We start from the raw sequence: 14,060 nt of genomic DNA, 5'->3' as shown, positions 1-14,060 counted from the left end.
GTAGTGGGACTGAAGCCGCCCAGTTCATGGCAGATGTCCCGTATCATTGAAGTCATGAGCCCAATCGCGTTTTCTGTTGACCAAGCCTCTTCGGCTGTATTATTCTGAAACAAAATTAAACCGGCGGCCTCGAGGAGTTTTGGGACACGGGGCCGTTATTACCATTAGCCCATGAGGAGGAGGTAGCGCGATGGCCGCAGAGATTAAAGTGGGGGCGACGGCGCCCGATTTTACGTTGAAGGACCAGGATCAGAAAGACGTCAAATTGAGCGACTACAAGGGTAAGAAGAACGTGGTGCTGGCCTTTTATCCTCTCGATTGGAGTCCGGTCTGCACGACGGAGAACAAGTGCCTGAACGACGATTTTCCGAAATTCCAGTCGGCGAGCACCGAAGTTCTGGGCATCAGCCGCGACAGCGTCTACTCGCACAAGGCCTGGCAGGAGGCGCTCGGGCTCAAGCACCGCCTGCTCTCGGACATGAGCGGGGACGTGGCCAAGAAATACGGCATGTGGCTGGACGACAAGTTCATCACGAAACGCGCGACGGTGGTCGTGGACAAACAGGGAACGGTGAAGTTCGTCAAGGTCCAGGAAATCCTGACGGCGCGTGACGACAACGAGATCCTGACCGCGCTGAAATCTTTGAGCTAAGATCGGATTCTGATATAATGATTGGGGTAGAGAGTCTTCTCTACCCCAATTTTATTACGGGGAATAGACCGATATGGCCATTGAGCTCCAACCCGAACGCGTGACGGACGAAAATTATCCGGATTATCTCGCGGCCCCGGCCGCGCTCATCCTTTTCAAGATCGCGAATTGCGAGAAATGCGAGGAGTTCCTGCCGATCGTGGCCCAGGCGATGCAGCGCTACGAGGGACGGATTCGATGGGGGGTCGCCTTGCTTCACGTTCCGGGAGCCTGTCGGGAAATCAAACGGAAATACCGCTTCGAAACCTTTCCCACGACCCATTTCTACAAGGCCGGCCGGCTTGTCCATGAGGAAGATCACAAGCTGAGCTCCGAGGAATTGGATGCCGCGATCAAGAAATATCTCCTGTAGAATGACGATCGGCCTTTCCTTCGGCGGTTTCCTGATCGCCGCCTTGTGTCTGGCCGTTGCGCCGTTCGGATCCCTCGCGCCGGTCCGTCTGAACGGGTTCGGGATCGCCGAGGCCTCCGGCCAAGGCGCCCCGGCCGTGGACTACGATGCCATCGAAACATTTTTAAAGACATTGACGGCCAAGCAACCGGTCGTCTCCCTGACGGTCATACACGAGGCCGAGCCCTCGCCCGTTCCGGGGCTGCAACAGGTCCGCTTCGTACTGGAGATGAACGGCAAGCGTCAGAACGGGCTGGTCTACCTGTCCGGCAATAAAATATTCCTCGGGCAGGTCTTCGACCTGTCGACGCGGGAGAACCTGACCGAAAAGCAGGTTGGAGAGCCCAAACCGGTCCATTACGATATCAAGGATCTTGATATGGCGGACCGGGTTCCCCGTGGCCATCCGGGAGGGAAGTTGGTGATCGTCGAGTTTTCCGATTTTCAATGTCCGTATTGTAAGCAGGCCACATTACCGATCGGGGAGTTGCTTAAAAAATATCCTCAAGACGTCGTGATCTATTATAAACACATGCCGATAACCCAAATCCATCCGCTCTCCTACCGGATGGCCGTGGCCTCCGAGTGCGCCCGCGTTCAAAAAGCCGAGGCTTTCTGGTCTTTCCATGACCGTTTCTTCTCGGACCCGCCGATTCGGGACGCCGCCCAACTTCGGGAACAAATCGGACAGTTGGCCCAGCAACAAGGGCTCGAAAAAAAGCGGTTCTTGACCTGTTATGATAATGCGGAGCAGGCTCCCCGAGTCCAGAAGGATATGGCGGATGCCCGAAAGATCGGGGTGAGCTCTACGCCGACTTTTCTGCTCAATGGGGAGTTTGTAGCCGGGGTGCAGTCCCTCGAAAGCCTCGAACAATATCTGAATGCAAAATAGATCGTCCGCGACCGGGACGAGCGGGATGGGGGCGACGCGAGCCCCTTATGGAAAGGAGGTCTTCATGGACGATCCGTCCGAAAAGCCCAGCCGAATGGAGAAGGTGAATTTTATTATACGGATCATCCTGGCCGTAGGGACGGTGGCGATTATTCTGGTGGCCCTGTACGGCCTCATGAAACGGGGTTCCGGCTACTGAAGCCCTTAATCTCTCTCCGGCTCTGAATGTCCGTGTTCGTGCTTTACCTTGTCCTCATTGAACAGATCGCTCATCTCCTCATCCATGGTCGTTTCATCATTGGCAACGATGGGGAGAGGGATGGCGATCGGTTTTTTATTCGGAGTTTTCTTTTTCGTTTCGTCCGCGGCTTTGTGCGGTTTTGGATTTTTACTCATCGCCACCTCCTTGTCCTCGATCCTAATAATAAATAAGTTATTATTTAAAAATAAGATATATAATTATCTTAAAATTTATGTTTAAGTAAAAACGCCTTCATGGCCGCGACCTGAGTGTGGGGATCGCCTTCGGCGGCCGCCGCGCGGATTCGTTTTTTCAGATAGGGATTTCTTCCGATTCGTTCGACGACCTCCTCCAGAAACGTTTCGGATGCGGCCTCGGATTGTTTCGAAAGGTGCCTCAGAATTTCATCCTCCACCGGCACAAAACTTTCTCCAAAATGAAAAATCGCGCTATAATGCCGGTTCCCGATCCATTCAAACTGAAGACCCTTCATGGAAGAATCCTCCTCCGGCGGGGGAAATCGGCTTCTCGAAGCTGGTATCTCATGACGAACCTATTATAACAGAAAGTCAGGCCGGATGAGAATAAATGCCGTTTTCGAGGGTTGCTTGCATAAAAGGCCGAATGAGGAGTATAAGGATGACAGAAGGGAGGTGGCCCATGAAAAGAGAATGTCGCAGGTATTTAAACGTCTGGCTCGGTGTGGTCTTATTATTCGGAATGGCATCCTGCTATGGTTCTCCCCCGGGAGGCGGAACGCAGCAAAGTCCGGTGGTTGGTATGGCCCTCGATGCCCCGAAGGATTTCCCGAATAAAGAAGCGGCCGCGAAGAATGACGAAGGCGTCGGGCATTTAAAGCAGGAACACTGGGATATAGCGGCCGGTTCTTTCCGAGACGCCATTGCCCTGTCGTCGAACATGGCCGAGGCGCATTTTAATCTCGGCCTGGTTCTGGATCAGATGGGAAACCATCAGGAGGCGGCCGAACAGTTCAAGACGGCCAAGGAATTGGCGCCGAATAATCCCAAGATCGCCGATAATGAAATTTTAAAGAAGCATCTATGATTGATCCGGTAGGTAGGGGCGAGGCATGCCTCGCCCCTACCGGGAAAAGGGCTGACGGTCGGCCGACTTTTTTTTGATGAGCTCGTAGGCCGCGACCAGTCTTCTTAATTTCGGTTCGGTGCTGCGGTCCCCGCCCCGCCGGTCGGGGTGAAGCTCTTTCACCAGACGGCGGAAGGCGGCCGTGATCGACCTCATGCTCGAACCCGGCTCCATGCCCAGCTCCCGATAGGCTTCGGCCTCGCTTCCGATCTCGGGTCGGGCGTCCGGCGAGTTGTTGGTTTCCCACTGACGGAGGAAGTCAAACAGGTTGAAACGGTTCCGGCGGCGCATCGGCCGGTTGTATAACTGGCTGTCGATCTCTTCGAAATGTTCTTCCAGGAAGTTGAGTCGTGCCGAAAGTTTTTTAAGATCGTCCAAGACGCACGCCTGATCGATTTCGCCGATGAGCTGGGCCAGCAGCAGTTCCATCTCTTCAAGGCGTTCCTGTTGGGCAAAGTACGTGTCCATCCGCTCGTGGAACACCTGTTCAAAGGCCTCGGACGAGCTTTTCTCGACGCGGCTTTGCAGGTCTCCCAAGCGGTCCCGGAGCTTTTTACGGAGCTCCATGGCTTTTAAATGGTCGTAGTCTTGGCCCATCGAACACCGTCCGCGTAGATGACGCTGTTTGCAGGGGCTCGCGTCGCCCCCTCCATTGGCAGAGCCGCATGGAGCGGCTCGACTGAGCTCGCCGAAGTCCTCCCCCTCTCGCTCGCGTTGCCCGCTGATTCGTAGAGACCCGCGGGTTTCCCGATCGGCCATTACATTATACTAAACGCACCGGTTTAATTGAATAAAATAGTTTGCCCCGGCAGACTTTCTTGACATTTTTCAGGCAACTTGGTACGTTGCCTCAATGGTCCCCGGTTTGCCCAAAAAGCCCTTTGTGAGTCCATTGGGAAAAAATAAAATACCCCTTGCGGCCCTGGTCCTCTTCCTGGCCATCACGAGCCCCGGACCCTGCGTGATGGCCCAATCCGAAGAGGAGGCTTACGAACACAACCGTCAGGGGATGATCGCGATGTCCGAGGCCGAATTCGATGAGGCGATCGTGGAGTTCCGGAAGGCGGCCGCGCTGGCCAAGGACTACCAGATCCGGGACCGGTCGCTGATTTACACCCCGGTCTTCATGACGGCCTGGGCCAACGAGAAGCTCGGACGCGTGACGGAGGCTTGCGGTGAGTTTCAACGTTTTTTAGAGATCGCCCCGCCGGATGCGATCGAGCCGACCAAGGCCGAGCACGCCCGGGACTATTTAAAGGTCCACTGCGGAAGGTGAGTCTTAGATGAAAGCGGCCGGTTTTTGGATCCTGATGTTCTGCCTCTTGGCGGTGATGGCCTATCTGACCCTTTACACCAACCCCCAGCGCTCCAAGTACCGTCACCCGGCGGAGGAAGCCCGGCCACCCGCCGCCGAATCTTCGGAGACGCGTGAAAAAACCTGGAGCAAGGTGTACGCCGAGCTGTACGGGCCCAAGGGATTGGAAAAAACCTGGGAGATTGCGACCCCGAAGGGCTATTTCACCCAGGCCGACCGGGACCAGTTCGTGCGCGATATCCCGGCCAAAAAACAGTTCGGAGAAGCGCAGGTCACGGCCAAGGAGGACGGGGACGACCTCGTATTCAGCATCTATTACAAAGGCGCAAAGCCTTGAGGCCCGGAATCGCCGCCGGGTGGCTGTGTCTCGTCCCCATTTTGGGGATGAACGGAGGAGGGGAGACCATGGCTTTCGAGATCAAGAGCTCCGCGTTTGAACCGGGTCAGCCCATTCCGAAGAAATATACCTGCGAGGGGTCGGACCTCTCCGTGGCCCTGGCATGGACCGATCCGCCAGCGGGGACGAAGAGCTTCGCCCTGATCGCCGACGATCCGGACGCCCCGATGGGGACCTGGGTCCACTGGGTGGTGTACGACCTTCCGGCCGAGGCGCGCGGTTTGCCCGAAGGGTTTCCTAAGCAGGAGACCCTTCCGGACGGGACCCGGCAGGGACTGAACGATTTCCGGCGTGTCGGCTACGGCGGTCCGTGTCCGCCTCCGGGAAAGCCCCACCGCTATTTTTTCAAGTTGTACGCCCTGGACAAAAAGATCGGGTTGCCGCCTCGGGCGACCAAACCGCAAATCCTCGACGCCATGAAGAACCACATTCTTGTCGAGGCCCAGGTAATGGGGACGTACAAACGGTGAGGCGATTTTTGAGAAGAATAGATGCGCGATTGACAGATCATCGCCGTTGGGAATAAAATTAAGCCAACCCGACTTCGAACCTTCAATGTTGCGGTCTCATGCGAAGAGCGACCTGCGCGGTGATAGGAATCTATTTTCTGGCGGCCGTATCGCCGGGCGCCGCTGCGGAAACGTCGGTCAATCAACCGTCGCCCCCCGCGGAGGTTATTCCCATCGGCGCCGATGGGGTTGCGCGCGCGGAGATCGTGGTGGATTCGTATTCCTATAAACCGGACCGTTTGATTGTCCCTGTGGGCCATTCGGTAGAGCTCACGCTGAAGAGCGTGACGATCATCGTTCCGCATAATTTTGTGATCAAAGCTCCGGAGCTGGGCATCAATGTGAGCCAGGAGGTCCCGGCGGGCAAGACCGTGACGGTCCAATTCACTCCCACGGGCGCCGGGAAAACGGAATTCTATTGCGACAAGAAGCTCCTGTTTTTCGAGAGCCATAAGGAAAAAGGAATGGTGGGGACCTTGGAGGTGCGCGAGGCCCCGGTGAATTGATCTCGTGCCCGTTGATTAGGCAGGCGCGAGGCTTATCTCCCCTGTAAAAAGGCGATTAAAAGGAGACTCCAATGAAGATACGACCGTTGAATGACTGGGCCTTGATACGACCCAAATCGGAAAAGGAGAAGACCGCCGGCGGGATCATCATCCCGGACGTGGCCAAGGAAAAACCCCAGGAAGGGGAGGTGCTGGCCGTCGGCAGTGGTCATTTTAAAGAGGAACGGGACAAAAAGGGAAAAGTGATCGAGAAGAAATTTGTGCCCACGGTGGTCAAACCGGGGGATCATGTCCTGTACGAGAAGTACGGTGTGACCAAGGTGGACGTGGACGGTGAAGAGTTCGTCCTGGTCCGGGAGGAGAGCATCCTAGGATGCTTCCAGTAGATTCCCGGGGGACCATGCAAGCGGATCGGGAAACATAAATCGTGAGTGGCAAAACCGGAACGTTCGAATGTGTGAACGGCGGGGGGATGCGAGTCCCTGGAACACAGAAGGGGGTTTCTTGAGACATCGTCAGGACGGATCGTATCGGGAGCGCGGGGGCCGTCGGCCTTCGGTGGATCGCGGAAGACCCGAACGCGGCGGAGGACCCGCGCAGCGACCCTCCGGACCCAAGTCGGGGATCGATCCCTTTGATCTGTTTTGCGCCTATCATCTGGCCATTGCGCCGGATAAGTCCTACCGGCCGGCCAATATACACGACGTGGCGCGGCGCTTCGGCGTCGACGCGGGCGTGATCCGGCAGACCCTTCAGGAGTACGGCATGGACCCGGAGACGATGCTCGACACCGATTTCGACCTGACCATGGCGCAAATGGATATCCAGGTGGCGCCGCCCGGGGTCGACCGCGTCGAACTGGCCAAAGGGATTTTTGAGGCCTTCCGGAAGGCGCCGCGGAAGAAAAGGGACTGGCAGCGGATTCTCTCGGATGACGAGCGGGAGAACGCCAAGATCTTCGGACGAAAGAAATAAGCCCCGGCTCGATCACACTCCATGCCGCAAACCGTCGTAGAAGTCCGGAACCTCACCAAGCGATTCGAACGCGTCACCGCGGTTGACGGAATCTCCTTCGAAATTTACCAGGGCGAGATCCTCGGGATCCTCGGCCCCAACGGCGCCGGAAAGACCACGACCATCCAGATGCTCCTGGGCGTAACGACGCCGACCGGCGGCCAGATCCGGATCTTCGGTCTCGAACTGGGCCGCCACCGCGAAGAGATCCTGGGCCGGGTTAATTTTTCTTCGACCTATGTTTCTCTGCCCCAATCCCTGACCGTCGGGGAGAATCTCCGGGTATTCGCCCAGCTCTATCAGGTCCGGAACGCCCGCGAGAAGATCGAACATCTACTGTCGGTATTCGAGATCTCCCACCTTCGGGATACCGTGACCCGGAAATTGTCGACGGGACAGCTCACCCGGGTCTCCCTCGTCAAAGCGCTCCTGAACGATCCGAAGATCCTTTTCCTGGATGAGCCGACGGCCAGCCTGGATCCCGATATCGCGGACAAGACGCGTTCCCTGCTCAAGTCCATCCGCGCCGAGTCGGGCCTGACGATTCTCTATACGTCGCACAACATGAAAGAGATGGAGGAGATGTCGGACCGGATCATTTTCCTGAACAAGGGCCGGATCATCTCGACCGGTACGCCCGCCGAGATCCTGAATCGTTTCCAGGGCGAGGATCTCGAAGAGGTATTTCTGAAGGTGGCCCGTGGTAAAGCGGGTCTGTGAAAAGGCCTTCGCGGAGGGATTCCAGAATGGGTCCTATGCGATGAGCGGTTTTGGGATTAGCACAGATTCTCCTTGGGCCGGCAGGTCGCCGTTACGACATGCCGGCCGGTGGATTTTCCTTTTTATCAATTTCGGGCGCATGACCCATTCTTCCACACCTCCGCTTCGGGCCTTCTTAAGGGATGACCTATGAAGCTGCATCGCATCCTGGCCGTCGTGAACCGCCACCTCATGCTGTACAAACGCAGCCCGCAGCGGATCATGGAGATCGTCTACTGGCCGCTGCTGGATCTGTTGGTCTGGGGCTTCATCACGTTGTACCTCGCCCGATACAAAGAAGGGCTTCCGGCCTTCGTCGCCTTTTTTCTCGGCGCGCTCATTCTCTGGGACATCCTGTTCCGCGCCCAGCAGGGTATCTGCATCTCGTTCCTCGAGGAGATCTGGTCCCGGAATCTCCTCAACCTTTTCGTCAGCCCGCTGCGGGTGGGGGAATTCCTGTCGGCCACGATGCTGGTCAGCGTCATCAAGGTCCTCGGGGCTGCTTTTGTGACGGTCGGACTGGCCTACCTGCTCTATTCGTTCAACCTTTTCATGATTGGCGTTTCGCTGATTCCCTTTGCGATCAATCTGGTCGCGACAGGTTGGGCGATCGGAATCTTCACCACGGCGATCATCCTTCGTTTCGGACAGGAGGCCGAAGTCCTCGCGTGGGGCTTGGCGTTCTTGTTCCAGCCGGTCTCGGCTGTTTTCTATCCCGTAACGGTCCTTCCGCCTTTCCTTCAGACGATCGCGACCGGCATCCCGGCCTCCCATGTGTTCGAGGGAATGAGGGCGGTGATCGAAACAAAGACCTTCCCGGTCCATGAGTTGGTGTGGGCCACCGGTCTCAATGTCGTTTACATTACGGCCGCCGTCCTGTTTTTTAACGGGATGTTTCGGGTGGTCAAGATGAAGGGGCTTCTGGTCCGGGCGGGGGAGTAAATTTTGTTTTAGACGCTTCGGTGCGTTGTGCTAAATTATCCGCCCTAAAGGAGGTGCCATCGATGAAGCAGTTCCTGATACGAGGATTTTTAATCGGAATGTTCCTGTTGTCCGTTCTGGATACGGCCTGGGCGGCGACGGGCTGTCCAACGCCCCCGATCATCATGGTCGGCGCGAATATGAATGTGGCGGCGCACGATCCCAAGGCGCCCATCGTGCTGGCGCTCGATCGCGCCGTCGATATGATCCCTTATACCGATCCCAAAACCGGCAAGCCCTCGACGGCCCCTTACGATTTCAGGCCCTTTCTGAACGCGGTCAATATCGCCGGAGGCCGCTACAAGCTCGGCCGGCTGCTCACCAGCGAATCGGGCGTAGGGGGGACAGTGCAGTGGCACGGAGCTCAGATGGTCATTACGCCGGAGGATCCCCTGGAACCGGGTACCCAGTACGTGGTATGGGTCTATAAATATATTTCCGTCGAAGGCGTCCCGTGCCCCCGCCTCGGAAACCGTCTATTCTTCAAAACATCCGGGGAGACGCCCAAGGACGGAAATCCGATCCGCGAAATCAACCTGAGCGCCATCTGGCGGGGTACGACCAACGGAAGTCAACGCCTGAACGGAACCGTGACCGGAGTTCATCCCACCTTGAACCTCGTCTCGCTGAACACCAAGGAGCAGGGGCCGATCCAGATCATTCTGGACGAGGGCAGCATGATTATGAAGGGCGACAAGGTCCTGACCAAGTCGGATCTTAAAAAAGGCGATAAGATCCAGGCCGAGTTCTACGGCGAGCGGCTTACATGGATCTTGGTGCAGTGACAAAGAAACGACCTCCGTTGATGCCGTTCCATCGTACATGAATACGCCAAAGACCCCAATATATGCCACTTTTGGGTAGTTGACATTCTCCATAAAATATGTTGAAGTCAGTCCGTTCAGTTCTCAAATTTTCTCCATAAGCTGAAAAGAACGCTTATCTTAGAAGCCAAGCACCCCGCACAGGTTTCATTGGGCCACCTGTGATTAGCCATGATGCGGTGTTTAGACTTCTCTAGCGGCGGAATCCGTGTACGCTCCATGGCGGGTCGGTAATCGGTTTAACAAAGCAAGCCTTCTTCTGAGCTGGGGTTCGGAGGAAGGCTTTTGTATTTTTGGCAATGTTTTACGAGCAGATCGGGACATGGCGCCTCAACATAGTTAAATGAAGGCGGGAACCATTTCGTTACGACACGATTACCCCATTGCTATCCAACCTTGATAAGGAGGCTCCCATGAAGCTGCGCGACGGTATGATCAGGCTCTTTTTCTTCTCATTTTTGTGTAGCTTCACCTTTGGGTTCGCAGTTGCCGGTCTCGCATTCGCGGACACGCTGCAGACGCACGAGTACGCGGTGACGCCCGGCACGAGCTGGGAGACGACGCCCCGGCTCGGCCTCGACGGGCTCGGTGAGCTCGTCGTCTACACGAAGAGAGAGCGGCTGCCCGACAACTCCTTCGGCAAGGGCGACATCTGGTACCAGCGGCTAGCGGGCGGCGCGCCGTTCGGCGCGCCCGTGCAGGTCACGAGCGGCGCGCAGGACAACCAGCTCAACGACGTGAGCGGCGACTACATCGTCTACACCGAGTACGTCAGCACGACCTCGGTCTCCGGACGCATCATGGTGTACCAGATCTCGACCACGCTCCGGTGGCCGCTGGGGAGCGCGACCATCATCCTGGAGCCGCGCATCAGTGGCACCAAGGTGGTGTGGCGTGAGGGCGGTGCCAGCGCGACGCAGGTCATGCTGTTCGACCTGACCTGGCTGGGAACGAGCAAGACCGCCGAGGTCATCGGCGGCCCCACCCCGCCGACCTACAACGTCGAGATCGGCGACCGGTTCGTCGTCTGGTCGGAGCGAGGAACGACGTCCTATGAGGCCGCGGCCTACGACCTCACCGCGGGGGTTCCCGTCACCTTGACGGCCTCGCCGAACACTAATGAGACGGAGATCTCCACGAGCGGCCCCTGGGTGGTCTGGATGGCCCAGGACAAGGGCGTCGCGAGCACCCGCATCGTGGCCCGCAACATGGACACCGCCGAGGAGCGCGTCATCGCGGACAACGGCGCCGGGAACTACCACCCGACCATCGACGGTGACCTCATCGCCTACGAGTCGAACCTCACCGGCAACCTCGACATCTTCGTCTACCGGCTCTCCACCGGCGAGACCTTCCAGGTGACCACCGACCCGGCCGACCAGTACCTCGACGACGTGTTCGGCGCGTCGGTGGCCTACGTCGACACGCGCGGAGGCAACGAGGACATCTACGTCACGGACCTCGTCTTCGTCCCGCCGGACCCCTGCGCCGCGCTCGGCGGGGACGTCGACGGCGACACCGTGTGCACCGCCGTCGACAACTGTCCGATGGTTGCCAATCCGGACCAAGCCGACGCTGACGGCGACGGAGTGGGCGATGCCTGTGAGGCCGCTGGCTGCTATCCCGCTTTGCCGCCCCCGGATCTCAGCGTGACGGGCAAGGAAGATGTGACGGTCGACGGAGCGGAATTCAGCCGCTATCAGTTGGGGGTAGCCAACTGGTCGGCGTTCCCGGATGACTTGTTTGCGGCCGCGCCGGATCTTCCCGCCTGCGGCCTGAATACCAACGCTTCGCGCACCTGGGCGAATATCTACAGCCAGGAGAAAACGTATGTCTATGGATTCTGCTCGCTCAATTCCGCATCCTTGCTGAAAGATGCCCTGTGGTTTGCGGAGCCGAAGGGCGTGGCGCCCCCGGAGTATGTGTATCTCACCTTGAATGATCGCCGCTGCAATATAACCTACACCTCCAATCTTGCCTGGACCAATTTGATACCCGTGGCGAATGCCGGGCCCGACCAATCCGTGTACCCGGGCAACACGGTCACGCTGGATGGCAGCGGCAGCACGGACCCAGACGGCAATTATCCGCTCACCTACGCCTGGACCATCATCTCGAAACCGGTCGGCAGCGCGCCCACCCTGACCAATCCGACCGCGGTGAATCCGTCGTTCCCGGCCGATCTTCCCGGCATTTACATGGTCCGCCTGGTCGTGACCGATGCAAAGGGACTCGCCGGCAGTCCCGATGACGTGGTGGTGATAACGGTGCCGAACCAGCCTGACCTGACGATGACGTCAATATCGCCCAATGCTTCGATTGCTAACCAAGGGGGCACTCTGTCGGTGACCGACACGGTGAGCAACCAAGGGACATCGAGCGGAGTCTTTAGGATTGCCTATCATCTTTCCACCGATAATATCTATGGGAACGGGGACGATGTCGTGATCCCGACGATTCGTGTGGTGATATCGCTTGGAGCGGGGGCTTCCAATACCGCAACAACCAACCTTCCGATTCCATCAATTGTACCGGGCGGTACCTATAATCTTTGCGCCATGGCCGATTCGGTCAATCAGGTGGCTGAGACAAATGAGGCGAACAACGCCCTGTGCAGTACGGGTACGGTCACGCTGCCGAAGGCTGATTTGGTCATGACGGCCGTGTCGACTGCTACGACCGTGATCGCCCCGGACAAGATGCTATCCCTATCCAACAGCGTGAAGAACCAAGGCGGCTTCTCGGCCGGCAGCTTTAAGATCGGCTTTTACCTTTCCACGGACGGGGTGAGCCACGATGTGGCGATCACGGCCACGCGGACGTTGAGCTCCTTGGGAGCCGGCGCCACCAGTGCCGCCTCGACCACGTTAACAATACCTTCCACCACGGCATTAGGAACGTACTATGTCTGTGCGGAGGCCGATAGCGGACATACTTTACCCGAGGGGGATGAGGGGAACAACAGCCTGTGCACGGGTGGGACGATCCAGGTGACCCTTCCGGATCTGAGCATGACCGACGTGACGCCGAATTCGGGGACGGCGACTAAAGGTGGGACGCTGTCGGTAACGACCACGGTGAACAACTCGGGGGCTGCAAGCGGGGCGTTTCGGATCGGCTTTTACCTTTCGGTCAACGCCGACGGGAGTACCCAGGATGTGGCGATCACAACAACGCCGGTGGTGAGTTCGCTGGGGACGGGGGCTTCAAGTCCGGGTACCACCAGTCTGACAGTTCCCGGCACAACCCCGTCAGGAGATTACTACGTGTGCACGATCGCTGATTCGTTAAATCAGGTGGTCGAGACAGATGAGGGGAACAACACGCTCTGCTCCGGCTCCCAGATCACCGTGCCGTAGGGCGAGAGGAGGCCAGAGGGATCAAGGCACGAGTGGCTTCGGACTATCATTACGGTTACGCCGTGAAGGAGAAAAAATAGGCTTAAAAAGTTTCGATTGACTAAGCTTTGATCACCATCCTATAATCCTACCATATACGCGAGGGGCGCCCGGAAGGGCTGAGAGACCGCATCGGCGGCGACCCTTTGAACCTGCTCTGGATAATGCCAGCGAAGGGAAGCGAAATGGCTTGATTCCTTAGAACCGCACCCGATTCTGGTGCGGTTTTTTGTTTGTGTGAGACTATTAATCATAGAAAGGACGCGCCGGATATGAAAACCAACTTGAAGAAAGGCGGTGGAGACGCCGTCAATGCGATTCCCGGGAATGGAAACGGTTCGGATGAAATAAAACTGACCACTGCGCCCTTCCCGGTTTCGCGCAAAATTTATGTCGAGGGTTCACAGTCCGGCGTTCGCGTCCCGATGCGGGAAATCCGGCTGACACCGACACGCGCGTTTAGGGACGGTTCCGTCGAGGAAAATCCGCCCGCCGTCGTTTACGATACGTCCGGTCCTTATACCGACCCCGCTGCAACGATCGACATCCGGGCCGGTCTTCCGCCGCTTCGCCGCAACTGGATTGTGGGACGGGGAGACGTGGAAGCGCTGACCGAGGTTTCGTCCGAATACGGCCGGCGCCGCGCAGGCGATTCCAGGCTCGATTCCGTCCGCTTCCCGAACGTTCGAAAGCCGCTTCGCGCCCAGCCCGGAGAAAACGTCACCCAGATGCATTATGCACGAAAGGGGATCATCACTCCTGAGATGGAATTCATCGCGATCCGCGAGAATCAGGCGAGGGAGATGATGCGGGACGACTACCGGAGCCATGGAAAAGGCGTGGCTCTTCATCCGGGCCAGTCCTGGGGCGCTGCGATCCCTTCCGTCATCACCCCCGAGTTCGTGCGCGACGAGGTCGCGAGGGGAAGGGCGATCATCCCGGCCAACATCAATCATCCGGAGCTGGAGCCGATGATCATCGGCCGGAATTTCCTGGTCAAGATCAACGCCAACATCG

At 57.6% G+C, this 14,060-nt stretch carries 19 protein-coding genes and 1 riboswitch; of the genes, 16 read left to right on the top strand and 3 right to left on the bottom strand.

What is annotated here, in order from left to right; genetic code table 11:
• The first annotated feature begins 190 nt into the window (after positions 1-190).
• The 4 genes from VMN77_09945 (at position 191) to VMN77_09930 (ending at position 2,194) form a co-directional block, all read left to right on the top strand.
• Entirely contained in the window at positions 191-652 is a 462-nt protein-coding gene (locus VMN77_09945) for a peroxiredoxin (GenBank protein ID HTN44102.1), read from the top strand.
• Between the two features lie 73 nt (positions 653-725).
• Entirely contained in the window at positions 726-1,064 is a 339-nt protein-coding gene (locus VMN77_09940) for a thioredoxin domain-containing protein (protein ID HTN44101.1), read from the top strand.
• 1 nt (position 1,065) lies between these two features.
• Complete coding sequence (locus VMN77_09935; protein ID HTN44100.1) at positions 1,066-1,995, top strand: thioredoxin domain-containing protein; 930 nt, start codon at positions 1,066-1,068, stop codon at positions 1,993-1,995.
• A gap of 64 nt (positions 1,996-2,059) precedes the next feature.
• Positions 2,060-2,194 carry a hypothetical protein gene (locus tag VMN77_09930; protein HTN44099.1) on the top strand — a complete coding sequence of 45 codons (135 nt, stop codon included), beginning with the start codon at positions 2,060-2,062 and terminating at the stop codon, positions 2,192-2,194.
• Positions 2,195-2,199: 5 nt separating this feature from the next.
• Here the strand turns inward: VMN77_09930 and VMN77_09925 are convergent, their stop codons facing one another.
• Complete coding sequence (locus VMN77_09925; GenBank protein HTN44098.1) at positions 2,200-2,397, bottom strand: hypothetical protein; 198 nt, start codon at positions 2,395-2,397, stop codon at positions 2,200-2,202.
• A gap of 62 nt (positions 2,398-2,459) precedes the next feature.
• On the bottom strand, positions 2,460-2,729 hold the full coding sequence (locus tag VMN77_09920; GenBank protein HTN44097.1) for a hypothetical protein: 270 nt from the start codon (positions 2,727-2,729) through the stop codon (positions 2,460-2,462).
• A 167-nt stretch (positions 2,730-2,896) separates the two neighbouring features.
• On the opposite strand from VMN77_09920, the gene VMN77_09915 reads away from it, so the two are divergent.
• Positions 2,897-3,301 (top strand): tetratricopeptide repeat protein, encoded by a 405-nt coding sequence (locus VMN77_09915; protein HTN44096.1) that lies wholly within the window; start codon positions 2,897-2,899, stop codon positions 3,299-3,301.
• Between the two features lie 36 nt (positions 3,302-3,337).
• On the opposite strand, the gene VMN77_09910 is transcribed toward VMN77_09915, so the two are convergent.
• Positions 3,338-3,937 (bottom strand): DnaJ domain-containing protein, encoded by a 600-nt coding sequence (locus VMN77_09910; GenBank protein ID HTN44095.1) that lies wholly within the window; start codon positions 3,935-3,937, stop codon positions 3,338-3,340.
• Between the two features lie 286 nt (positions 3,938-4,223).
• Here VMN77_09910 and VMN77_09905 point away from each other — a divergent pair, with 286 nt between their 5' ends.
• The 11 genes from VMN77_09905 to VMN77_09855 all read left to right on the top strand — a co-directional run.
• A complete protein-coding gene (locus VMN77_09905; GenBank protein HTN44094.1) occupies positions 4,224-4,616 on the top strand; it encodes a hypothetical protein in 393 nt (130 codons plus the stop codon).
• Positions 4,617-4,623: 7 nt separating this feature from the next.
• Positions 4,624-4,992: a hypothetical protein gene (locus VMN77_09900; GenBank protein HTN44093.1), complete on the top strand. Its 369-nt coding sequence runs from the start codon at positions 4,624-4,626 to the stop codon at positions 4,990-4,992.
• Positions 4,993-5,060: 68 nt separating this feature from the next.
• The gene (locus VMN77_09895; protein ID HTN44092.1) at positions 5,061-5,522 is read left to right on the top strand and encodes a YbhB/YbcL family Raf kinase inhibitor-like protein; all 462 of its coding nucleotides are present in this window, start codon (positions 5,061-5,063) and stop codon (positions 5,520-5,522) included.
• A gap of 98 nt (positions 5,523-5,620) precedes the next feature.
• Positions 5,621-6,067 (top strand): cupredoxin domain-containing protein, encoded by a 447-nt coding sequence (locus VMN77_09890; protein ID HTN44091.1) that lies wholly within the window; start codon positions 5,621-5,623, stop codon positions 6,065-6,067.
• Positions 6,068-6,138: 71 nt separating this feature from the next.
• Complete coding sequence (locus VMN77_09885) at positions 6,139-6,453, top strand: co-chaperone GroES (protein ID HTN44090.1); 315 nt, start codon at positions 6,139-6,141, stop codon at positions 6,451-6,453.
• A gap of 118 nt (positions 6,454-6,571) precedes the next feature.
• Positions 6,572-7,042 (top strand): hypothetical protein, encoded by a 471-nt coding sequence (locus VMN77_09880; protein HTN44089.1) that lies wholly within the window; start codon positions 6,572-6,574, stop codon positions 7,040-7,042.
• Positions 7,043-7,063: 21 nt separating this feature from the next.
• Positions 7,064-7,801 (top strand): ABC transporter ATP-binding protein, encoded by a 738-nt coding sequence (locus VMN77_09875; protein HTN44088.1) that lies wholly within the window; start codon positions 7,064-7,066, stop codon positions 7,799-7,801.
• A gap of 189 nt (positions 7,802-7,990) precedes the next feature.
• Positions 7,991-8,782, top strand: coding sequence for an ABC transporter permease (locus VMN77_09870; GenBank protein HTN44087.1), 792 nt, complete (start codon positions 7,991-7,993; stop codon positions 8,780-8,782).
• A gap of 62 nt (positions 8,783-8,844) precedes the next feature.
• Entirely contained in the window at positions 8,845-9,606 is a 762-nt protein-coding gene (locus VMN77_09865; GenBank protein HTN44086.1) for a hypothetical protein, read from the top strand.
• A gap of 452 nt (positions 9,607-10,058) precedes the next feature.
• Complete coding sequence (locus VMN77_09860) at positions 10,059-13,004, top strand: CARDB domain-containing protein (protein ID HTN44085.1); 2,946 nt, start codon at positions 10,059-10,061, stop codon at positions 13,002-13,004.
• A gap of 131 nt (positions 13,005-13,135) precedes the next feature.
• A riboswitch (TPP riboswitch) is annotated at positions 13,136-13,239 on the top strand.
• Positions 13,240-13,315: 76 nt separating this feature from the next.
• The coding region (locus VMN77_09855) for a phosphomethylpyrimidine synthase ThiC (protein HTN44084.1) at positions 13,316-14,060 on the top strand (745 nt) is incomplete at its 3' end.

This window comes from Nitrospiria bacterium, assembly GCA_035498035.1.
In the GTDB taxonomy this organism is placed as follows: Bacteria; Nitrospirota; Nitrospiria; order JACQBZ01; family JACQBZ01; genus JACQBZ01.
This window is presented reverse-complemented; position numbering and strand designations above follow the sequence as displayed.